Origin of the sequence: Arthrobacter pityocampae, assembly GCF_002927275.1 — a bacterium.
Classification (GTDB): Bacteria; Actinomycetota; Actinomycetes; order Actinomycetales; family Micrococcaceae; genus Arthrobacter_D; species Arthrobacter_D pityocampae.
Map to the genome: position 1 here is coordinate 142,982 of NZ_PRKW01000007.1, position 21,385 is coordinate 164,366.

General features: G+C 67.7%; 20 protein-coding genes and 1 riboswitch. Of the genes, 10 read left to right on the top strand and 10 right to left on the bottom strand.

Going from position 1 to position 21,385, the window contains the following annotated elements; translation table 11 throughout:
• Positions 1–145: 145 nt before the first annotated feature.
• Entirely contained in the window at positions 146–460 is a 315-nt protein-coding gene (locus C4K88_RS16080) for a DUF6457 domain-containing protein (RefSeq protein ID WP_104122676.1), read from the top strand.
• Between the two features lie 4 nt (positions 461–464).
• Here C4K88_RS16080 and C4K88_RS16085 read toward each other — a convergent pair whose 3' ends face one another.
• Positions 465–1,763 (bottom strand): MFS transporter, encoded by a 1,299-nt coding sequence (locus C4K88_RS16085; protein ID WP_241522016.1) that lies wholly within the window; start codon positions 1,761–1,763, stop codon positions 465–467.
• Positions 1,764–1,945: 182 nt separating this feature from the next.
• Here C4K88_RS16085 and C4K88_RS16090 point away from each other — a divergent pair, with 182 nt between their 5' ends.
• A complete protein-coding gene (locus tag C4K88_RS16090) occupies positions 1,946–2,491 on the top strand; it encodes a hypothetical protein (protein ID WP_146065720.1) in 546 nt (181 codons plus the stop codon).
• A 120-nt stretch (positions 2,492–2,611) separates the two neighbouring features.
• Here C4K88_RS16090 and C4K88_RS16095 read toward each other — a convergent pair whose 3' ends face one another.
• The 4 genes from C4K88_RS16095 to C4K88_RS16110 all read right to left on the bottom strand — a co-directional run bounded on the left by C4K88_RS16095 (position 2,612) and on the right by C4K88_RS16110 (position 6,559).
• Positions 2,612–2,923: an SHOCT domain-containing protein gene (locus C4K88_RS16095; protein WP_104122678.1), complete on the bottom strand. Its 312-nt coding sequence runs from the start codon at positions 2,921–2,923 to the stop codon at positions 2,612–2,614.
• A gap of 12 nt (positions 2,924–2,935) precedes the next feature.
• A complete protein-coding gene (locus tag C4K88_RS16100) occupies positions 2,936–3,400 on the bottom strand; it encodes a DUF6325 family protein (protein ID WP_241522017.1) in 465 nt (154 codons plus the stop codon).
• A gap of 81 nt (positions 3,401–3,481) precedes the next feature.
• Entirely contained in the window at positions 3,482–3,814 is a 333-nt protein-coding gene (locus C4K88_RS16105) for a PLD nuclease N-terminal domain-containing protein (protein ID WP_306418630.1), read from the bottom strand.
• A 330-nt stretch (positions 3,815–4,144) separates the two neighbouring features.
• A complete protein-coding gene (locus C4K88_RS16110) occupies positions 4,145–6,559 on the bottom strand; it encodes an FdhF/YdeP family oxidoreductase (protein WP_104122679.1) in 2,415 nt (804 codons plus the stop codon).
• 250 nt (positions 6,560–6,809) lie between these two features.
• Between C4K88_RS16110 and C4K88_RS16115 the strand changes: the two genes are divergently transcribed.
• Both C4K88_RS16115 and C4K88_RS16120 read left to right on the top strand, forming a co-directional pair.
• Complete coding sequence (locus C4K88_RS16115; protein WP_167399074.1) at positions 6,810–7,364, top strand: MarR family winged helix-turn-helix transcriptional regulator; 555 nt, start codon at positions 6,810–6,812, stop codon at positions 7,362–7,364.
• Positions 7,364–9,427: an MFS transporter gene (locus tag C4K88_RS16120; RefSeq protein WP_438502360.1), complete on the top strand. Its 2,064-nt coding sequence runs from the start codon at positions 7,364–7,366 to the stop codon at positions 9,425–9,427. The genes C4K88_RS16115 and C4K88_RS16120 overlap by 1 nt, the downstream gene beginning before the upstream one ends.
• A gap of 314 nt (positions 9,428–9,741) precedes the next feature.
• Here the strand turns inward: C4K88_RS16120 and C4K88_RS16125 are convergent, their stop codons facing one another.
• Entirely contained in the window at positions 9,742–10,461 is a 720-nt protein-coding gene (locus C4K88_RS16125; protein WP_104122681.1) for a VIT1/CCC1 transporter family protein, read from the bottom strand.
• A gap of 76 nt (positions 10,462–10,537) precedes the next feature.
• On the opposite strand from C4K88_RS16125, the gene C4K88_RS16130 reads away from it, so the two are divergent.
• Both C4K88_RS16130 and C4K88_RS16135 read left to right on the top strand, forming a co-directional pair.
• Positions 10,538–11,272 carry a glutamine amidotransferase gene (locus C4K88_RS16130; RefSeq protein ID WP_104122682.1) on the top strand — a complete coding sequence of 245 codons (735 nt, stop codon included), beginning with the start codon at positions 10,538–10,540 and terminating at the stop codon, positions 11,270–11,272.
• Between the two features lie 403 nt (positions 11,273–11,675).
• Positions 11,676–12,857: an NAD(P)/FAD-dependent oxidoreductase gene (locus C4K88_RS16135; RefSeq protein WP_241522018.1), complete on the top strand. Its 1,182-nt coding sequence runs from the start codon at positions 11,676–11,678 to the stop codon at positions 12,855–12,857.
• A 195-nt stretch (positions 12,858–13,052) separates the two neighbouring features.
• Here the strand turns inward: C4K88_RS16135 and C4K88_RS16140 are convergent, their stop codons facing one another.
• Positions 13,053–13,886, bottom strand: coding sequence for an alpha/beta fold hydrolase (locus C4K88_RS16140; RefSeq protein WP_104122683.1), 834 nt, complete (start codon positions 13,884–13,886; stop codon positions 13,053–13,055).
• A gap of 94 nt (positions 13,887–13,980) precedes the next feature.
• On the opposite strand from C4K88_RS16140, the gene C4K88_RS16145 reads away from it, so the two are divergent.
• Complete coding sequence (locus tag C4K88_RS16145; RefSeq protein ID WP_104122684.1) at positions 13,981–14,559, top strand: TetR/AcrR family transcriptional regulator; 579 nt, start codon at positions 13,981–13,983, stop codon at positions 14,557–14,559.
• Here the strand turns inward: C4K88_RS16145 and C4K88_RS16150 are convergent.
• On the bottom strand, positions 14,556–14,849 hold the full coding sequence (locus C4K88_RS16150) for a GNAT family N-acetyltransferase (protein WP_104122685.1): 294 nt from the start codon (positions 14,847–14,849) through the stop codon (positions 14,556–14,558). The genes C4K88_RS16145 and C4K88_RS16150 overlap by 4 nt on opposite strands.
• Before the next feature lie 125 nt (positions 14,850–14,974).
• Between C4K88_RS16150 and C4K88_RS16155 the strand changes: the two genes are divergently transcribed.
• The 3 genes from C4K88_RS16155 (at position 14,975) to C4K88_RS16165 (ending at position 18,351) form a co-directional block, all read left to right on the top strand.
• Positions 14,975–15,733 carry an SDR family NAD(P)-dependent oxidoreductase gene (locus C4K88_RS16155; RefSeq protein ID WP_104122686.1) on the top strand — a complete coding sequence of 253 codons (759 nt, stop codon included), beginning with the start codon at positions 14,975–14,977 and terminating at the stop codon, positions 15,731–15,733.
• A gap of 148 nt (positions 15,734–15,881) precedes the next feature.
• Positions 15,882–15,995: riboswitch (SAM riboswitch) on the top strand.
• A 36-nt stretch (positions 15,996–16,031) separates the two neighbouring features.
• Positions 16,032–17,420 carry an LLM class flavin-dependent oxidoreductase gene (locus C4K88_RS16160; RefSeq protein WP_104122687.1) on the top strand — a complete coding sequence of 463 codons (1,389 nt, stop codon included), beginning with the start codon at positions 16,032–16,034 and terminating at the stop codon, positions 17,418–17,420.
• Positions 17,421–17,697: 277 nt separating this feature from the next.
• Positions 17,698–18,351 (top strand): SDR family oxidoreductase, encoded by a 654-nt coding sequence (locus tag C4K88_RS16165; RefSeq protein ID WP_104122688.1) that lies wholly within the window; start codon positions 17,698–17,700, stop codon positions 18,349–18,351.
• A gap of 325 nt (positions 18,352–18,676) precedes the next feature.
• Here C4K88_RS16165 and C4K88_RS16170 read toward each other — a convergent pair whose 3' ends face one another.
• Together C4K88_RS16170 and C4K88_RS16175 are read right to left on the bottom strand one after the other, a co-directional pair.
• A complete protein-coding gene (locus tag C4K88_RS16170; RefSeq protein WP_167399075.1) occupies positions 18,677–20,269 on the bottom strand; it encodes an HNH endonuclease signature motif containing protein in 1,593 nt (530 codons plus the stop codon).
• 566 nt (positions 20,270–20,835) lie between these two features.
• On the bottom strand, positions 20,836–21,381 hold the full coding sequence (locus C4K88_RS16175) for a heme-degrading domain-containing protein (RefSeq protein WP_104122690.1): 546 nt from the start codon (positions 21,379–21,381) through the stop codon (positions 20,836–20,838).
• Positions 21,382–21,385 lie beyond the last annotated feature (4 nt).

Genomic DNA, 21,385 nt, shown 5'->3' on the forward strand with positions numbered 1-21,385 from the left:
AGAAGTACATCCTTGGAGCCGGACGAAGTCAAGGAATGCGCGTGATCACGGTGTCGGCGTTGAACGAGGGGCGCCCCGGTGGTAGAGCTTGGTAGGCGCTGCCGATCCCGTCGGTGGCAATGACGCCCCGACGCGAGGAGACACGATGGCAACGCCCGACGACGCAGAGCGCACCCTGAACGACTGGAGCCGCACTCTCGGCCAGGCCCTCCAGGTCCTCGACCTCGAACTGGATCACGCCAGGATCGTGGAGCTCGCCGCCCGGACCTCCCACCTGCTGAGCGCGGACGCCGGCGTGATCAGTGCCTTCATGGTCGGCTACGCCGCAGGGACCGTCACCACCAGGGGGCGCGCCGAGACCGACGCCGCCATCGAGAAGGCCGTGAAGACCGTCCTGACCATTATCGAGAAGGACGAGCAGACCGAGGAGCAGAAGGGCTGGACGGGCACCGCCCAGTAGAGCGTCACGCCGGCGCGGGCTCGCTGCGCCGCAGGGAAGCGAGGCGGGTGAGCGTCCAGGCCACGACGACGGCGACCACCGCCGCGGCGGCCAGCCCGAGGCCCGCGTAGCCCAGCATCACCAGGGCGGGGCCCGCAAGGGCTCCACCCACTGCCCCCGCACCGTTCATCACGAGGTCGGACGTGCCCTGGACGGGTGCCCGCTCCGCTGCTCCCACCGAGCCGGCGAGGAGTGCCGACGCCGAGACGACGCAGGCCGACCAGCCGAGGCCGAGCAGCACGAGGCTCGTGGTCACCCACGCCTCGGACTCCGCACCGCGCCACGCGGTGACGAGGGCCAGGAGCAGGAGGACCTGCCCGCAGAGGATGCCCTGCGTCTTCCCGAAGCGGTCCGCGATCCAGCCGAACACGGGGGACAGCGCGTACATGCCGGCCACGTGCAGGCTGATCGTCAGCCCGACGACGGACAGCCCAGCCCCGTGGTCGTGGAGGTGCACCGGGGTCATGGACATGAGCGAGACCATGGCGGCGTGGCTCACCGCGATGATCACGACGGCGAAGCGGGCCGTGGGGTTCTCGGCCAGGACCCGCAGGCCGCGCCGGCGCTCCGGCGGCGCACTGCCGGCAGGCCGGGCGGCCTCTTGCTCGGCGAGGGCCGTCAGGAGCGGATCAGGCCTGAGGCCCAGTGCGTACACGGCCGCGGCGCCGGCCTGCGCTGCAGCGGAGAAGACGAAGCCGCCGCTGAGCGGCGGGATGCCGAGTACCAGCGCGACGGCCGCGCCCGGTTCGAAGAGATTCGGCCCGAGCACTGCGCCGATGGTGGTCGACCACACCACGAGCGCGAGACTCCGCCCACGCGTCGACTCGGTAGCGAGGTCGGTGGCCGCGAAGCGGGCCTGCAGCCCGGTCGCGGATCCCACGCCGAGGAGCATCAGCGCGAGGAGCAGCAGCGGGAACGCGGAGAGCGATGCCGCGGCGATCGCCAGCAGTGCGCCGACACCGGAGACGACGGCGCCCGTGGCCAGGGACACCCGCCGTCCGCGGCGCTGGGCGAGCGCCGCGAGGGGCACGGCCGCAGCGGCAGCGCCCAGGGTGGCCATGGTGGCGGCCATCCCGGACCAGGCGCTCGATCCCGAGGTCTCCGCCGCGAGCAGTGCACCGAGAGAGAGCGTGGCGCCGGCCCCGAGTCCGCCGAGGACCTGTGCCATGACGAGGACGCGGAGGACGCGGCGCTGCCGGAGGCGCTGTTCGATCGGTGGCACGCACTGCTGCCCGGCCTGCTCTGTGTCCGGCTGCTTCTCCACGGCGTCTGCTCCTCCCTGTTCTCGTCACGACCGGAGCAGTCTATCCACGCAGCGGTCGGCCGCGACCTCGAGGACCCGGTGCTTTGTGCAGCTCACCCCGGCAGTGGCTGCCGATCCGAGCGGGGTGGCGGCCGGGGGAGTCGCGGGCCTTCGGAGCGGTTCGGCGTCCACAGTACGGGCCCGTGATGATCGCCGCGGCGTATCCTTTCGCCATGACTGAGTCAGAACCGGTTGAAAAGGACAGTTCGAGGGTTGATGCGGGATTCGTGTCCGAGGAGTCCATCTACGCCCTGATCCTCGTCGCCGGCATCATCGTCACAGCCGGCAGGCACGGCGACAGCAGTTGGGCAGTCTTTTGGATCGTGACGGGAACGGTGGTGGTGTTCTTCGTTGCTCACATCTATGCCGGGACGCTCGCACACCTGAACGTGGGTCCACATCACCGCATGGAGCTGGGCATGGCGTTCCGCGCGTCGGTACAGCGATCCTCCGGTCTCGTCATCGGGGCGGCGATCCCGGCGAGCATCCTCCTGCTGGGGGCCACCCGCGTCATCGACGACGAGAATGCCATGTGGTTCGCGCTGTGGGCGGAGGTCGCCGCCCTCGCGTTGCTCGGCTATCTCGCTTTTGCCAGGCGGCGGGCCCCGGTGCCGATTCGCATCCTCGGCGCCCTGACGACGGCGCTCTTCGGCCTGGCGATGATCGGACTCAAGGTGATCATCCACTGAGTTCCGCGGACAGAGCGTAGGCGGACGCCGACGGAGGCGCGTGCGAGCCTGCCGAGCGAAACCGGACGGCGAGCATGCCGCGACCGTCAGCCCTGCTGGGTCAGCGTGCCCGCCGGGCCATCACGCGAGGAGCTTGGCCTTCTGCGTGGCGAACTCCTCCTCGGTGAGGATGCCGTCCTCCTTCAGCGACGCGAGTTCCCTGAGCTGGGTGACGAGGTCCGGCTGCGGCTCCTGCGCGGCGGGAGGCTCGGCCGCGTAGGCCGGCTCCTGCTCGGCCCGGTCCTGCTCGTAGGCCCGGCTGCGGTCGGCTGCGGTCTGCGCATCGCGGTCGGCGAACTTGGCGGCCTGCCGACGCTGGACCCGCCCGCTCACGGCGGTGGCGGTGCCGGCGACGACGGCGGTGCGGGCTACCCCGCGTAGTAGACCTGGCATGTCGTGTTCTCCTCAGTCGGTCTTGTCGAGCGCATCGAGCGCATCGATGATGTCGGTGGCGGGTATCCGTGCGCTGGCGATCAGCTCGCCACCACTGGCGCGGACCGCGGCCACGAAGCGTGCGGCCCACGTGTTCTCGTAGACGATGAGGGCCGCCACCGTGCCGGGGGTCATGGCGTCGGTCGCCTGGCGGATGTCGTCCTGGTCGAGGATCCCGGAGGACGCCCCGGCGAAGGTCGAGAACCCGCCCTGCTCGGAGAGGGGGTCGGCGAATTCGACGACGTCGACCGTCCCGTCCTCCGCCTTGCTGAGGATGAGGAGATCGAAGAGGCGGATCACTCCCCGTTCCACGAGGTCCATGAGCGCGGGGGCGGCGTCGCCGGTGAGTCGCTCGGCCGAGAATTCGAGAAGGACGAAGTCGATCGGGGCGACGATCGCCTCGTCGCTGTCCACTGCCGGCATGTCTGTGGTGGTCACTGCTGGTCCTCCTGAGCATCGGGGTGTGAGAGGCGCGCCGGTCGCCCGGCGTGTGGTGCGGTGTGCCTGGTCGTCGTGGGGCTAGTGGAGGGCCTTCTCCTTCAGCGACTCGTATTCCTCTGCCGTGATCGTTCCGCTCTGGTAGAGGGACGCCGCCTTGCTGATCTCGTCGGCGGAGCTCGAGCTGGAGCCGGCGATCGAGCGGATGCGCTGCGTCTCGTACTCCTGCTGGCGTTCGATCGACTTCAGCTGCCGCTCGCTCATGCCCTTCCCACGCACGATCACGTAGACGAGTGCCGTGATGAAGGGGAGGAACAGGAGGAAGATCAGCCAGACCGCCTTCGCGAAGCCGCCCAGCTCGTGATCGCGGAACAGGTCGCCGATGATCGAGAACAGGACCATCAGGTATGCCACGAACGCGAAGGTCCAGAAAAAGAACCAGACGAAATCTCAGATGCCTTCCAGAACATTCATGACCGATCTCCTTGCATCACCCGATGGGTACCTCGGAGCGGGAGTGCCCGAGGGCGGCTCCATCGCACGTAGGCATCAGGCTAGGAGGGCGGGAGCGGTCCGAACAGGGTCGATGGTCCCGGCACGGCGGGACGCCCAAGGGCAGGGCCGCCCGGACGGCGGCGAGCCCCCGAAGAGCAGGGCCGCCCGGACGGGCAGTGGTCACCCGGTCGCACGAAGGGCACGGCGGGTATCCGCCGTGCCCTTCGTGGTCGTTCCGATCGGCTGCCGTCAGGCGTTCGCCGCTTCTGCCTTCTTCGCCGGCGTCGTCCCGTTGGTCGGGAAGCCGTCCGGCTCGGCGTCAGAGGCCTGGACGGTGGCGACGGAGTCGTACGCCTCCGGTGCGGTGTGGGTGCTCTTCTCGAAGCGGACGATGATCTGCTTCGACGTCGGGGTGTTGCTGCCCTCCGCGACCTCGTCGAGGGGCACCAGTACGTTGGCCTCCGGGTAGTACGCGGCGGCGCAGCCGCGCGCGGTCGGGTACGAGACCACGCGGAAGGCGCGGAGCACGCGCTGCACGCCGTCGTCGTACACGCCATGGATGTCCACGTTCTGCCCGTCCTCCAGCCCCAGGTCCGTGATGTCCTCTGGGTTGATGAACACCACGTGGCGGCCCTTCTTGATGCCCCGGTAGCGGTCGTTGTGGCCGTAGATGGTCGTGTTCCACTGGTCGTGGGACCGCAGCGACTGCAGGATCAACGTGCCCTCGGGGCGCGTGAGGTACTCGAGGTCGTTGACGGTGAGGACGGCCTTCCCTGTGGGTGTGTTGAACGTCCGTGAGTCGCGCGGGCCGTTCGCCATGATGAAGCCGCCCTTCCGGCGGATCTTCTGGTTGTAGTCCTCGCAGCCCTCGACCACCTTGGCGATGTGCTCGCGGATGAGGTCGTAGTCCTTCTCGAACCCCTCCCAGTCTGCGTCGATCCTGCCGTCGATCGTGGCGCGGGCGAGCCGGCTGATGATCGCCGGTTCGGACAGCAGGTTGTCGGAGACGGGTTCGACGCTGCCCCAGGAGGGGTGGACGGCGCATACGGTGTCCTCGACGGAGACGAACTGCTCACCCGTGGCCTGGCGGTCGATCTCGGTGCGGCCCTTGCAGGGGAGGATGAGCGCCTCCTCGCCGGTGATGAGGTGGGAGCGGTTCAGCTTGATGGAGATCTGCACCGTCATGTCGGTGTTCTGGAAGGCCTTCTCCGCCACCTGCGTGTCGGAGATCGCCGAGACGAGGTTCCCGCCGAGCGCCACGAGGACCTTCACCTGGCCGTCACGCATGCGCCGGATGGACTCGACGGCGTCGACGCCGTGTTCCTGGGGCGGCTCGAAGTTGAACTCCTTGCCGAGGGCGTCCATGAAGCTCTGGGGCATCTGCTCCCAGATGCCCATGGTGCGGTCGCCCTGGACGTTGCTGTGGCCGCGGATGGGGGAGGCGCCCGCACCGGGCTTGCCGATGTTGCCGCGGAGCAGCAGGAGGTTGATGATCTCCTTGATCGTGGCGACGCCCTTCTTCTGCTGCGTGATGCCCATCGCCCAGGTGATGATCACCTTGTCGGCGGCGAGGTAGCGCGCGGCCAGTTCGTCGATCTGCTCGATCTTGAGGCCTGTCGCCTCGACGACGGTGGCGTCGTCGACCGTCATCAGGTAGTCACGGAGTTCGTCGAGACCCTCGCAGTGTTCCTCGAGGAAGGCGTGATCGAGCACCGTGCCGGGATTCTTCGCCTCGGCCTCGAACACGCGCTTGGACACGGCCTGCAGGAGGGCCATGTCGCCGCCGAGCCGGATCTGGAGGAACTGGTCGGCGATCTCGGTGCCCTTGCCCGCGACGCCCTTGACCTTCTGGGGGTTCTTGTAGCGCTTCAGGCCGGCCTCGGGTAGCGGGTTCACGGCGACGATCTGGCCGCCGGTCTCCTTGCAGGCTTCCAGTTCGGTGAGCATGCGGGGGTGGTTGGTGCCCGGGTTCTGGCCCATCACGATGATGAGGTCGGCGTCGGCGTAGTCGTCGAAGGTGACCGTCGCCTTGCCGATGCCGATGGTCTGCCCCATGGCCCAGCCGGAGGACTCATGGCACATGTTGGAGCAGTCGGGCAGGTTGTTGGTCCCGAAGCCGCGGGCGAAGAGCTGGTACAGGAACGCGGCCTCGTTGGAGGTGCGACCGCTCGTGTAGAACGCGGCGTCGTCGGGGGAGTCGAGGCTCTTGAGCTTGTTGCCGACGATCTCGAAGGCTTCGTCCCAGCTGACGGGACGGTAATGGTCCTCGCCGGCCGGCTTGTACACGGGCTCCACGAGGCGTCCCTGCATGCCCAGCCAGTACTCGGAGCGCTCGCGGAGTTCGGTGGTCGAATGTTCGGCCCAGAAGTCCGAGGAGATCGTGACGGGTGCCGCTTCCCAGGTGACGGCCTTCGCGCCGTTCTCGCAGAACTCGAAGGTCTTGCGCTTGGCGGGATCGGGCCAGGCGCAGCTCGGGCAGTCGAAGCCGTCCTTGTGGTTCATCTTGAGGACGGTCTGGAGGGTGCGCTTCACACCCATGTGCTCGATGGCGGGCTTCATGGAGTTGTAGACACCGGGGATGCCCGCTGCCCACTCCTTGGGCTTGTTCGAGACCTCGATGTCCTTCTCGTCGACTTCTTTCACACGGGGTTCATTGCGCGTCATCGCGGACGTCCTCCTTCGTGGCCCAGCTGCGGGCACTTCTCGACAGGTGGTCTACCCGCCCTGATACCTCAGGCCTAGCAGGACAGGGGGTGCAGCCGCAAGCCTCCGGTGCTCGTCCCTGTGCGGTTTGACGCGGAGGGGCGTGTTTATGCGATGGACGACGGTGGAACCCGGGTTGGTTAGTTGACCTAACAAAACGATGGGCGTAAGGTTACTTAGAGCAACGAAGTATATGAGCCGGGAGTTCTCCATGTCCGTAGGGCAGTCCACCGCTGCAGAACTGGTGCACAACATCTTCGACCTGCAGCGTGCGCTGCGGGCGGTCACTGCGGCGAGCATGAAGTATTCGGAGCTGGGCCCGGCACACACGGGCGTCCTCTTCTTCATCGGGGAGGGTGGGCCGCTGCGGGCCTCCACGCTCGCGGCGCGGCTCGGCATCGGTCCGTCCGCCCTGAGCCGGCAGCTCGCCGACCTCGAGCAGGACGGTTTCGTGCTCCGCACCCCGGATCCGCTGGACGGGCGGGCGTGCCTGCTCTCGCTGTCACCGCAGGGCCGGGAGTGCCTCGCCGAGACGTACGAACGCAGGGCCGAGACCCTGCGGGAGATCCTGTCCGACTGGACGGAGCACCAGGCCGCGGCGGCGTCCCTCTCCGTGCAGCACCTCACGACCGCGCTGTGGTCTGCGGGGCTCCACACGGACCACGTAGCGCTCTCCGGAACAGCACGCACAGCATCGGACACCACGGGCAACGACGGCCGTCACCACCTGGACCCCGCGTCCACGACCCTGAAGGAAGAACACTGATGGCCACCCCTCCCACGACGACGGCAGTCGGAACCTCCGAGCGGCAACCCGCCCCGCCGCCGCACCACCACAAGACCAGCGAACCCATGAGCCACAAGCAGATCCTGCAGGCCCTGACGGGTCTGCTCGCCGGCCTCTTCACGGCGATCCTCAGCAGTACGATCGTCGCGAACGCGCTGCCCACCATCATGAGCGACCTCAACGGGTCGCAGACCGACTTCGCGTGGGTCATCACGGCCGCGCTGCTGGCCAATGCGGCGACCACCCCCATCTGGGGCAAGTTCGCCGACCTGTTCGACAAGAAGGTCCTGGTGCAGCTCAGCATCGTGATCTTCGTGGCCGGCTCGGTCCTGGCAGGGTTCGCCCATACCATCCCGCTGCTGCTCACGGCCCGCGTCATCCAGGGCGTCGCGATGGGTGGCCTGACCGCCCTGGCGCAGGCGATCATCGGCACCATCATCGCTCCCCGCGAGCGCGGCCGGTACTCCGGCTACATGGGCGGCGTCATGGCCGTGGCGACGGCGGGCGGACCGCTCCTCGGTGGCTTCATCGTGGACTCGCCCCTCGGCTGGCGCTGGACGTTCTTCGTCTGTGTGCCGCTCGCGATCATCGCGCTGGTACTGCTGCAGCTCACCCTGAAACTCCCCGATACGCGCCGAAAGGCGAAGATCGACTGGCTCGGGTCCATCCTGCTGACGGCCGGCGTCAGCCTGCTCCTAATCTGGGTCTCCTTCGCCGGCAAGGAGGACTACTACGAGTGGTTCTCCCATGAGAGTGCCCTCATGGTCGGCGGCAGTGTCATCCTGCTCGCGCTCCTCCTCGTCGTGGAGTCGAAGGTGTCCGAGCCGGTCATCCCGCTGAAGATCATCTCCGAGCGCACCACCGCCCTGGCCATCATCGCCTCGATCACCGTCGGCATCGCCATGTTCGCCAGCTCGAGCTACCTCGGGCAGTACTACCAGGTGGCACGCGGGGCCACGCCCACCGAGGCCGGGCTGCTCACCATGCCGATGATCGCCGGCAACCTCATCGGCTCGATCGGTGCCGGGCTCCTCGTGACCCGGTTCGGCAAGTGGAAGCGCTTCCTGATTGCCGGTTCCCTCTTCCTCATCGCGGGGCTCGGCCTTGCCGGGACCATCGACCACCTGACCGAACTGTGGCTCGTGGGCATCTACACCTTCGTCTTCGGCCTGGGCCTCGGCCTCCTGCTGCAGAACCTCGTCCTCGCGGTCCAGAACACCGTGGCGGTCAAGGACATCGGGACCGCCAGTGCGTCCGTCGCCTTCTTTCGTTCCATGGGCGGAGCGGCCGGTGTCGCCGTCCTGGGTGCCATCCTCGGGACGCAGGTGGAGAACAAGACCACCGAGGGCCTCGCCGCGGCGGGCATTCCGGTCAGTGGTGGTGCGGCGGGCGGTTCGCTCGACCTCGTCGATCTGCCGGCGCCCATCGCCGACATCGTGAGGGCGGCCTACGGCGACAGTACGGCCCTGATCTTCCTGATCACGGCGGTCATCGCGGTCATCGGGCTCGTCTGTGTCCTGTTCATCAGGGAGACCCCGCTGCGCCGGACGGTCGACTTCGCCCAGGCAGCGCCGGCCGGTCCGGCGGCATCCATGTCGCCGGCCGCCACCGGGACGACGCCGTCGGTCGCTGGTGCGGTGCAACCGGTTGCCGGTGCGTCCGGCTCGCAGATCGGTACGCAGCCCGGATCGTCGGCTGGGCCGACCAGTGCTGACGCGCAGCCGACCACTGCCGGTACGTCGGCCACGACTGCCGATGCGCAGAGCGGCGTCGCTCCGGACCGAACCGACGCCGGTGAGCCTCTCACGGGGGGCGGGTCCGACGTCGTCGCTGTCCAGCCCTCGCGTGGCCGGCACAGTGCCGGCTCGGTGGAGATCCGCAGGGCCGACGTGGACCGTGCGACGAGGGAGCTCTCCGAGCTGTCGGCCCGGGAGCTAACCGGGTTGTCCGAACTGGACGCGCTGACGGAACTCTCCGAGCTGGACACGGATCTCAAGGACCATGCGGGCGCTGATCGCCAGATCGGTCGGGCGAGGCGCTGACCGGGTCCGTCCGGCCGGGTTGCTGACCGGAGTCCGTCCGGTCGGAACGACCGCTGACCGGAGTCAGCGAGTCACTCACCGGGTCGATCAGGCCGGGACGACCGCCGACCCGGTTGAGCTGAGTCACTCACCGGGTCGCTGTGCGGAGGCGCTGCTGGTTCCGCGAGTCACGCACCGGGTCGATCCGGCCGGGACGACCGCTGGCTCGGCCCAGCGAGGCGCTGCTGGTTCAGTGAGCGGCACACCAGGTCGGCGTGGCGCGCCGACCTGGTTCGGCACGGCGAGGCATTTTCCGGATCGCCACAGCGGGGCGTCTACGCGATGCCGGTGGTGCCCAGCAGGGATCCCACCAGAAAGGTGACGGCCATGGCGAGCGCCCCGCCGACCACGAGGCGGATCGTCGCTCGCCGTCGTGAGCTCCCGCCCACCTGGGCGCTGATAGCCCCCGTGATCGCCAGGGCGACGAGGACCGCGATGAAGGTGATGGGGATCCGGAGTTCGGCCGGCGGGAGGAGGATCGCGAGCAGGGGGAGGACAGCACCGGCCGCGAAGGACGCCGCTGATGCGAACGCCGCATGCCACGGATTGGCGACCTCCAGCTCGTCGATGTTCAGTTCCGCGGACAGATGGGCGGCGAGAACGTCGTGCTCGGTCAGTTCGGCAGCGACCTTGCGGGCCGTCTCGGGAGAGAGCCCCTTCTGTTCGTAGAGGCCGGCAAGCTCGGCGAGTTCGCCGTCGGGATCCTCCGCGAGCTCCCGGCGTTCCTTCTCGATCAGGGCTTCCTGGCTGTCCTTCTGGCTGCTCACGGAGACGTACTCACCCAGTGCCATCGACACCGATCCGCCGACCACGGCGGCAGTTCCCGCCACCAGGATGGGCGCGACGGCGTTCGTCACGCCGGCGACGCCGATGACGGTCGCGGCGGTGGACACGATGCCGTCGTTCGCTCCGAGGACCGCTGCGCGTAGCCAGTTGAGGCGTCCCGCCACGCTGCTGTCGTGGGGTTCGCTGCGCTGGACCGGCATATCCGTCATGGAAGCAGTAAAGCACCGGCTCCGTCGCCCGGCTACGGAGGATCGGCTTGCCTTGCCACCCCAGTAGCATCGAGGAGTGAAACCGTTCCTGCTCCTGGCCACGCGCGTCGACGACTACGCAGCCGATGCCGAATTTCAGAGTTTCCTGGCCTTCGGGGGTCTCGCGGAGGGCCAGCTGCGGCGGGTCCGCCTCGAGGCCGAATCCCTGCCCGAGCTCGATCTCGCGGACTACTCGGGGATTTTCCTCGGCGGCAGCCCCTTCAATTCCTCCGACCCGGAGGAAGCGAAGAGCGCTGTGCAGGTGCGGGTCGAGAGCGAGCTCGGCGGGCTGCTCGACACGGTGGTCGCCGAGGACTTCCCGTTCTTCGGTGCATGCTACGGCGTCGGCACCCTCGGCCGGCATCAGGGCGCCGTCATCGACGGCACGTACGCCGAGCCGATCGGTGCTATCGACATCACCCTGACCGACGACGGACTGGCCGACCCGCTCCTTGCCGGGCTGCCGTCGTCGTTCTCCGCCTATGTGGGGCACAAGGAGGCGTGTGCCACGCTGCCGTCGTCGGCGGTGCTGCTGGCGTCGTCGGCCACCTGCCCGGTGCAGATGTTCCGCGTCCGCGAGAACGTGTACGCCACCCAGTTCCACCCCGAGCTCGACGTCGACGCGTTGGTCGGCCGCATCAGGACCTATCGTCACGCGGGGTACTTCCCGCCGGAGGAGGCCGACGACTACATCGCCCGGGCACGGGCCTCTGCCGTTGAGTATCCCGCGGCCATCCTCGGGGCGTTCGTCCGGCGCTACGCACGGGACTGAACCTTAAGCGTCGCGCAGCGGGACTGAAGCCGCGGCGTCGCGCGGGTGGGGCTGAAGCTGCGGCGTCGCGCAACGGGACCGACGCTTCGGCGTCGCCCGCGGGCGGGGCTGAACCTGCGGCGTCGCGCGAGGGATCGAGCTGCGGCGGCTCGCACGGGACTGAAGCTGCGGCGTCGCGCACGGTCGTTGTCGTGCACGGCTCCAGGCTGCGCTGTCGTGCGCCGAGGGGAACGAGTCCTTACGGAGGTCGGTGCCGGGAGGTACTGTCGGGAGACAGGCCGCGCAGGGCGACACAGAAGAGGTAGCTGTCATCCGTTTCAGCAGGAGAACGAGCACGAGCACCGCACCGTCCGGCCGTACTATCCCCGTCCGTCCGGCCGCCGGCGAGAAGCGCCATCACGAGGTGCTGATCATCGGTGGTGGCAACGCCGGTGTCTCCCTGGCCGGACGGCTGCGTCGGTACCGGTTCAAGGATGTCGCCCTGGTCGAGCCGCGGAGCCGGCACCTCTACCAGCCGCTGTTCTCGCATATCGCCGGCGGGACGGCCGACGCCTTCGAGGCCGTGCGCCTGCAGGCGGAGGTCATGCCGAAGGGGGTCACGTGGATCCAGGACAAGGCCACGGATGTCAGTACCGGTACCAACACGGTGTTGCTCGAATCCGGCAGTGCCGTCACCTACGACCACCTGGTGGTCTGCCCCGGGATCCAGAACGACTGGGCCGCCGTTCCCGGCCTCAAGGAGGCGATGGAAGGGCCGCACGGTGCATCGAACTACGAGTACGAGCTCGCGCCCAAGGCCTGGAAGCTGTTCCGCGATCTCACCCGGGGCACCGTCGTCTTCACGCAGCCGCCCGGCCCGGCATCGTGTGACGGCGCAGCGCAGAAGCCCATGTACCTCGCCTGCGACCACTGGCAGCGCCAGGGCGTGCTCAAGGACATCCGGGTGGTTCTCGTCGTGTCCACGCCCACCATCTTTGGGATGGACATCATCGACGAGGAACTTGATCGGAAGATCGAGGAGTACGGCATCGAGGTCCGGTACAGCACGGAACTCGCGTCCGTCGATCCCGAGAACCGGACGGTCGAGCTGGCCAACAGCGTCAGCGGGGCCTCAGAGACCCTGAGCTACGACGTCCTCCACGCCGTGCCGCCCCAGTCAGCCCCCGAATGGCTGAAGTCCACGGACCTGCCGGCACCCGGCAATCGCGCGGGCTTCGTCGAGGTCGATCCCGTGATCCTCCGGCATCCGCGCTTCCTGAGCATCTGGTCGCTGGGTGATGCTGCGTCGACGCTCAACTCGAAGTCCGGTGCGGCACTGCGCATGCAGACGGCGGTCCTCGCGAAGAACCTGCGGGCCGTGCGCAAGGGGAAGAAGCCCACCGCGAAGTACAACCACTACTCGGCCTGCCCGTTCGTGGTCAGCCACAACACCGTGGTCTTCTCGGAGTTCGACGACAAGTACGCTCCGATGCCCACCGTTCCGGGCTGGGACAATCTGGCTCGCGAACGGCGGCTGACGTATGTAGTGGAGCGGTTCGTGTTGCCGAAGGTCTACTGGAACCTCATCCTGAAGGGCCGTGCCTGACTGGCGAGAGCCCGGTGGTGCTGCCGTTGCCCGTGTCGAGGCCGGGCGTGACATCCCGTCATGGACGCCGGTATCTATCACTCGCGCCGTGATTGGCTCGTCCGTGCTCCCGTTGGTACACGGCGTCCGGACGGTACGGCGGCGGGACGCCGGTCCTGTCGGCGCCCCGCCGTCGTTCCCGGGTTATCTCGCGGTCTACTTCGAGAGGAACCGGAGCAGGATCTCGTTGATCTCGGCACCGTGCGTCCAGAGCATGCCGTGCGGTGCGTCCTCGATCTCGACGTACTCGGCCGACGGGAGTCGCTTGGTGAACTCGCGTCCGGTGGAGTCGATCGGGAGGATGCGGTCGTCGGTGCCGTGCACGATCAGGGCGGGGACGGTGACCTTGTCGACGTCGTGCCGGAAATCGGTCAGCCAGGAATCGACGACGGCGAACGATGCGTACCAGGAGGCTCTCGAGGCGACATTCCAGGCGTTGCGGAGTGCTTCCTCGCTGAGGCGGTTGCCGAGGAAGTTGTCCGTGTTGAAGAAGTCGTTGTAGAAGTTCGTGAACCAGGCGTACCGGTCCTCGATGGCGGCGCTCCGGATGCCGTCGAACACCGAGGCGGGGACGCCGGCGGGGTTGTCGTCGGTCTGGAGCAGGAACGGCTCGAGGGAGGCGAGGAACACGGCCTTCGCCACGCGCGCCTCCCCGTAGGTGCCGATGTAGCGGCCCACTTCGCCGGTTCCCATGGAGAAGCCGACGAGCACGGCGTCGTTGAGATCGAGGGTCTCGAGGACCGTGTTCAGATCCGCGGCGAAGGTGTCGTAGTCGTAGCCCGTCGTCGGTTTGCTGGACTTGCCGAAGCCGCGGCGGTCATAGGTGATGACGCGGTAGCCAGCGGTGAGGAGAGCGGCGGTCTGCTTCTCCCACGAACCGCCGTCGAGGGGATAACCGTGGATGAGGACGACGGGCTGACCCGCGCCGTGGTCCTCGTAGTAGAGCTCGATGTCCGTGCTGTTCTCGGTGCCGACCTTGATGAAGCTCATATTCGTGGTCCTTGTCTCGAGCGGAGAGAACGTTCGTTCTCTCTCGGGGGCAAATATAGAGAACGTTCGTTCTCAAGACAAGTAGAATGGCGAGATGATCAGCTCAGAGGTCCGCGACCGCATCGTGGAGACTGCCGACGAGCTCTACAACGCACGGGGTTTCCAGGCCGTCGGGATGGACGAACTGCGTGCAGCCGCGCGTGTCTCGCTCAAGAGGTGCTATCAGGAGTTCCCGTCCAAGAGCGCGATCGTCCTGGCTGTCCTCGAACACCGGCACCGAGCCTGGACCGAGGGACTCGATGCCTTGGTCCGAACAGCAGACACGCCACGGGGCCGCCTTCTTGCGATCTTCGACTACCTCGCGCGGTGGTTCTGCGAGGACTCCTTCCGCGGCTGCGGCTTCATCAACAGCTTCGCCGAGCTCGGCGCCGTGAGCCCGGAGGTGGCCGACTACGCACGGAAGCACAAGGAGTCCTTCCAGCACTATGTCGGGGACCTGGCCGAGGCGGCGGGAGCGCCGTCGTACCTGGCACCGCAGCTGTCGATCCTTGCCGAGGGCGCGCAGGCGACGGCGGCGATCGCCGGTTCCCCGGAGGCGGCAGGTCAGGCGCGCCGTGCCGCGGAGGTACTCATCGACACCGCGCTGCGCGAGGGGGTCAGCGGAGCGGCCTAGGCGGTCAGGGCTTTGTACTCGGGGTGGTCCTCGATTAAGGCGGCCACGAACTCGCACTGCGGAACGACGGCGAGGTGCTGCTCGCGGGCGTCGTCGAGCGCATAGCGAATGAGGGTGCTTCCGACGCCATGTCCCTCGACGCCCGGATCGACGACGGTGTGCGTGAAGGTGATCGATCCGTCGGACCGCTCGTAGGCAGCGGTGCCGACAGGGTGACCGTCGAGGGTGGCCACGTAGCGGCTCTCGGCCGCGTGGTTGCTGATCTGGACTCCGGTGGTGTCGGTGCTCATGCCGCCACCCTCGCATCCGTTGCCGGCCCGGGTCAAAGCCCCGGTCCGGGTTGTCCGGTGGTCGCTTTTCTTGTCGGGATCGGGCTTCCCCGCCGTGGTGCTGCCCAGCAGGTACGGTCTGATCCATGACCTCCAACATTTTGGTGACCGGTGCGAGCAGGGGCATCGGTGCAGCCATCGCCCGGGACCTCGCCGGCCGAGGGCACCGGATCGCCGTCCATGCCGGCCGTGACCTGGCCGCCGCCGCTGCTGTGCGGGATGCGCTCCCGGGCGACGGGCATGTGGCCGTCGTCGGGGATGTGGGTGACCCCGAGGCGTGCAGGCGCATCGTCGGCGAGGCCGTGGTCGGGCTGGACGGGGTCGATGTCCTGGTGAACAACGCAGGGATCTTCGAGGCGCATCCCATCGACGCCGTGTCTTTCGACGACTGGCAGGATGTTTGGCGCCGCACCCTCGACGTGAATCTGCTGGGGCCGGCGAACCTGGTGTGGCTCGTCGCCCGGCACTTGCTGGACCGACCGGCGGGGCCGGCGGGTGGGCGGCTCGTCAGTGTCGGATCGCGCGGTGCGTATCGCGGTGAGCCGGTCACGCCGGCCTACGGGGCGAGCAAGGCGGCGCTGCACGCCATGACGCAGTCCCTCGCCGTCGCCCTCGCGCCGCACGGGATCCTCGCTGCCGCCGTCGCGCCGGGCTTCGTCGAGACCGACATGGGCAGAACCGTGCTCGACGGTCCGGGCGGCGACGCTGTGCGTGCCCAGAGCCCGTTCGACCGCGTCGCGACGCCGGAGGAGGTGGCGCAGACCGTCTCCTGGCTCGCAACGGATGCTCCGCTGTGGGTGAGCGGCACCGTCGTGGACGTCAATGGCGCGTCCTACCTGCGGTAGCTGCTGCGCGCGCTCGGAGCCGACCGACGCCGTCGGGCGTTCGGGGTCTTTTGCACTCCGCGAACGCCGGGGAGCTGCTGAACGCGTGACGTCCTGTGACGGCCACGGATGGACGACGGCGTGCCGGTGCGCCTACTCTCGGAACCAGAATCAAGAGCTCCAACGTCAAACCCTGGTTCGTTGGACGGCAACCCTCTCGCTGTAGTGGGGTGCCCCAGGTGAGGATTCGGCCCGGCACGGACCGTGCGGGCAAGTATGGCGCTTCCGCCGTGGCAGTGCCCCGACATGAGGATTCTTCATGCCCACATCACCGCGCCGTATCCGCTTCAACGCGTTCGACATGAACTGTGTCGGTCACCAGTCGCCCGGGCTGTGGCGCCACCCCGAGGACCAGTCCTGGCGCTACAAGGACCTGCGTTACTGGGCCGATCTGGCGAAGACCTTGGAGAAGGGGCTGTTCGACGGCGTGTTCATCGCCGATGTCCTCGGCACGTACGACGTGTACGGCGGTTCCAACGAGGCCACACTGCGGCAGGGGACCCAGACCCCGGTCAATGATCCGTTCCTGCTCGTCTCCGCCATGGCGCTGGTCACCGAACACCTCGGCTTCGGGGTCACCGCGGGCACCGCCTACGAGCACCCCTATCCCTTCGCGCGCAGGCTCTCGACGCTGGACCACCTCACCCAGGGTCGGGTGGGCTGGAACGTGGTGACCGGCTACCTGCCTTCCGCCGCACGCAACATGGGCCACGAGGACCAGCTCGAGCACGATGCGCGTTACGACCACGCCGACGAGTACCTCGAGGTCCTCTACAAGCTGCTCGAGGGGTCGTGGGAGGACGACGCCGTGATCCGCGACCGCGAGACCGGTGTCTTCACGGATCCGGCCAAGGTCCACGACATCAACCACGACGGCACGTACTTCACGGTCCCGGGGATCCACCTCAGTGAGCCATCGCCCCAGCGGACACCGGTCATCTACCAGGCCGGGGCGTCCTCCCGTGGCATCGCCTTCGCAGCAGGTAACGCCGAGGCGGTGTTCGTCGCAGCCCCCACGAAGGAGAGGCTGAAGGACGTGGTGAGCAGGATCCGGGATGCCGTCGAAGCCGAGGGTCGCGACCGCTACTCGGTCCGGATCTATACGTTGCTCACCATCATCACGGACGAGACGGAGGAGAAGGCGCAGGCCAAACACGCCGACTACCAGCAGTACGTCAGTTACGAGGGAGCCCTCGTGCTCGTCTCGGGGTGGCTCGGTGTGGACCTGTCCGCCTACGACCCGGACGAACCGCTCGGCAACGTGAAGTCCAACGCCATCCAGTCCGCCGTCGCGAACTTCCAGAAAGTGAACGACGACGGCTCGCCGTGGACGGTGCGGGACATCGCCGAGTCGGCGGGCATCGGCGGGCTCGGGCCGCGCCTCGTCGGCTCGGGTGCGCAGGTCGCCGACGAACTGCAGGCGTGGGTCGAGGAGACCGACGTCGACGGCTTCAATCTCGCCTATGCGATCACGCCCGGGACCTTCGAGGACATCATCGAGTTCGTCGTACCGGAACTGCAGAAGCGCGGTGCGTATCCGACGGAGTACGCGGAGGGCACACTGCGCCAAAAGCTGTTCGGCAAGGGTGACCGTCTGCCCGAGGAGCATCGAGGTGCGCAGTACCGGCTCCAGCCGGCCCGTCCCTGATGCGTGGGCGGACCGGTTGCCGACTCCTCGCCGGTTCAGTCCGGACACGTTGGCGGGCCCGCTCCGACGCATCGGCTGCTGACGCCTCGGGCCGGCGCGCGACGCTGTGTCGACCGGGACGTGTCGCCGGGTCCCGAGGTGCTCCGAGTATTGGTCACAGTACCTGGGAATAGGCCTCTGCTCGCGGCTGAACAGCTGCGGGGAAGTGGCCAGTCCGGGCGTGGAGGTCTAGCGTCGAAGACAAGACATCCGACGAGCAGTCACACAAGGAGTTCCCATGTCACGCGTAGCCATCATCGGTGGGCACGGAAAAGTAGCCCTGCACCTCACGAAGATCCTCACCAACCAGGGGCATCAGGTCAGTTCGATCTTCCGTAACCAGGACCACGCTGGCGATGTCGAGCAGGCAGGCGCGACGCCCGTGGTCGCCGACGTGTCCGAACTGTCGGTGGCACAGATGGCCGATGTGTTCCGTGGCCACGACGCCGTCGTCTGGTCGGCCGGTGCGGGTGGTTCAAGCCCCGAGGCGACCTACGCCGTGGACCGGGATGCCGCGATCCGTTCGATGGATGCCGCCCAGGAAGCGTCGGTGGGTCGCTATGTGATGGTGTCCTACCTCGGGGCGCGTAAGGATCACGGTGTTCCCGAGGACAACGGGTTCTTCCACTATGCCGAGGCGAAGGCTGCGGCCGACGAGCACCTGCGCAACTCGGAGCTCGCCTGGACCATCCTCCAGCCCGGAGCGCTCACAACGGATCCGGGAACCGGAATGATCGAGGTGTCGGCCGAGCCGCAGCAGGACTCGGTGGCCCGTGAGGATGTTGCACTCGTTGCAGCCGTAGTGCTCGGCAACCTCGGTACGGTGGACAAAACCATCCAGTTCAACAGCGGTGAGACGCCGGTAGCAGAGGCTATCGAAGCCGCCCTCTAGTCTGACCAAGTGAGGTGAAGGCGGCGCCCCCGTTGGGGCGTCGCCTTCTGTGTGTGACGCGAGTGTTGCTTCTGGAGTGATGAGCGGTTCCGCTAGGGGGCAGGCTCTGGGCGCTCAGTTCCGTACATACCGCACGGCAACAATCTTCCGGTGGATCAAACAGGCCGGGCGAATCGGACAGGCAACAACCTTCGGGTGGATCGGGCAGGCCGGGCGAATCGGACGGGCAACAACCTTCCGGTGGATCGGACAGGCCCAACGCACCGTACGGCCCCGACATCTCAGACGGACTGGACGGACGTACAGACCGGACAACATGGACCGATCATCCTGTGCTGTGTTCCAGAACGTCAGCATCGTGCTCGGAGGGGTTAAAGGCATCCGGGACGTTCGGGGCGTCGAAAGCGTCTGGGCTCGACCCGAATACTTCCTCGATCAGCGTTTCATCGACGATGCGCCCTGCCTGCCAGTACCTATTCCGTCGTGCGTTCCCCGGAGGGCCAAGTGCCCGCGGTGCGGTGAACCACGGAACGCCATACCGTGACTGAACTGTCCATGCCCCCTGATGAATGACGTGATGATGGCGTGAACAGAGCAGGACGCCGTTGTCGATACTCGTCGCACCGCCCCTCGACCATGGTTTCAGGTGGTGGGCTTCGCACCAACTGGCAGGAATGGAGCAGTCAGGAAATGCGCAGCCCTTGTCCCTGGCAACGAGCGCTCGCCGGAGGTGGGGTGGGAAGAGCCTCTGCGCCCGTCCGACGTCGAGAACCTGCCCGCTGCTCCCCAGGACCAACGGGATGATGTCGGCATCACACGCCAGCTTCCTGATACTGCCTGCACTCATCTGCCCGGAGAAAACGGCATACCCCGCCCGCTGGGTGGCACCCATGAGGTCCTTGTAGTCGATGGTCACCATGACCTGCGGACGATGCCCGCCCGCCGTGGGGAGCGCTGCCGTACTCAGAGCGATCCTGCAGGCAGCGACGAGCCCGTCGAGGAGGGTTTGTGCGCGCGTTGACGGAGGAGGATCTGCGAAAGCGACGTTCCCGCCAGCGGTGCCGTGGTCGGCAGTCCCTGTGCCGGTACCATCAGCAGACGCTGTGCTCTCGGCGCCCCGAACACCCGAGATTCCGGACGCGTCCACTGTCCCCGGGCCGGTCATAGCCGCTTCTGCCCGGCCCGCAGTGCTGCGCGGATTCGCCGTCGAGTTCATGACGGTCGCGAGCACCTCGAACTGCTCGTCCGTCGCGCCGATCTCGAGGAGATGCAGTCCATGACGCCGACCCCGGAGGAAGACTCCTTGCCGTGCGCGCAGCACCTTTTCGGTCGGTTCCTGCCCGTCCTGATCCAGGACTCCCTCCCAGCGGCGTGCCAGCACCCGGAGGATGTCTTCGTCGGCTTCCATCGCCTGGCGGGTCAGGTGATGCTCCATCGACGTGAGTTGCTGTGGCGTCGCGAACGAGTCCACCCGCTGGAGCGCCTGAGCGACTACCGTGGCGGCCCTTCCGCTCACGCGGCCTGAGGTCACGGCGGCACCCAGGGTTGCGAGCCGCGGAGGGACCGGTGCGCCGGTCGGCGAGAGGTAAGGGAGGACCAGGTCGGCGAGGCTCAGCCGTCGTCTCGCCTCGGCCCGGCCGATGCCCAAGGTGGCACGGAGGAAGTCGGCGCAGTCCCTGAACCCGTTGCCGGCCGGACCGGACGACGTCCCGGCGACGGCAGACGCGGTGGATGCGGCAGATGCGGCACTCCCGACGGGGGCAGTCGCCGCAACCGACTGCTCCGCTCGCGCCAAAAGCGAACCACTCGTGGGCTGCTCGTCGCCGGCAAGGTGATGGTCCTCTGCCAGCCGAGCCGCCAGGATCTGCAGGTGGTCGACCATTCTGGCTGCATGTTCGATCCCCAGAAGGAGGTTCACAGCATCCCGCCGCGACCGACTCCGCTGGCCCAGTCCCATTTCGTGCGCGCACTCCTGAAGCGCTGCACGTGCTGTGTCCAAAGGACTCGCAGGTGCGGTCGTGCGCTCAACGGGTGCGGAAGTCATGCCCAAATTTTATCGAATACAGGTACTAATATCGCGGCTGGGTGGCGAATGTGGAGGAGAAGTCGCCCCCGGTAATCCACATAGTCAGCCGGTGTGGACTCACGCCGGAAGCGCGAAGCCTCATCTGATCGGCGCGCCGCCGTCGTCTCGCGGGCACGCGCCGGAGGACGCAGGCCCGCCGTCGTACGCCCGCCGTCGCCTCGGCGCGTGCCGGAGGACGCAGACCTGAGTGCCGTCATTGGCTGACCTGCCGTTTCAAGTCCGCCGGCGTCTCGCGGGCACGCGCCGGGGAGACCTGCTGTCGTACACCCGCCGTCGTACGCCCGCCGTCGTCTCGGCACGTGCCGGGGGACGCAGCCAAGCAGAAGCCCAACGAGGGGCGTCATGGCTCACGACTCAACGAGAGGGGAAGGCCCTGACGCACGGCGGCGTCACGCAGGTTACAGGCCGGCAGCGGCGTGGAAGGTGCGGAGCGCCTCGACGACGAGTTTGTGGTCCTCGAGCTGCGGGAGGCCGGAGACCGTCACGGTGGCGACTGGACCGACATCCTGGATGTACAGCGGGAACGAGCCGCCGTGCGCCGCATGGGTGGTCGTGTCGAACAGGGGATCGTCCTCCACCGGTGTGCCGTCCCGTCGTCCCCGGAGGCCGACGAGCAGGGAGGGGAGGAAGTAGCGTTCGGCAGTGCGGCTCTTCGCATCGAGCCAGTAATCGTTGTCGGGTGTCGTGCCGTCGAGGGCGGCCCGGAACAGGATGTGGTCCGGTCTCCTGATGCAGACCGCGATCGGCAGGTTGCGTCCCACGCCCAGCTGGATGATCAGCTGTCCCAGCGCGACGGCGTCGTCATTCGTGAAGCGCGTGAACTGGAGTTCGTCGACCTCCCTCTCGATCGTTTTGATCAGCGCCTCGAGCGCCTCCGCCGACTGGTCGTCACTGCCGTCGGGGTCGAACGCCGGACCGGCTGAAGAGAGGGCGTCATTGCTCATCTCC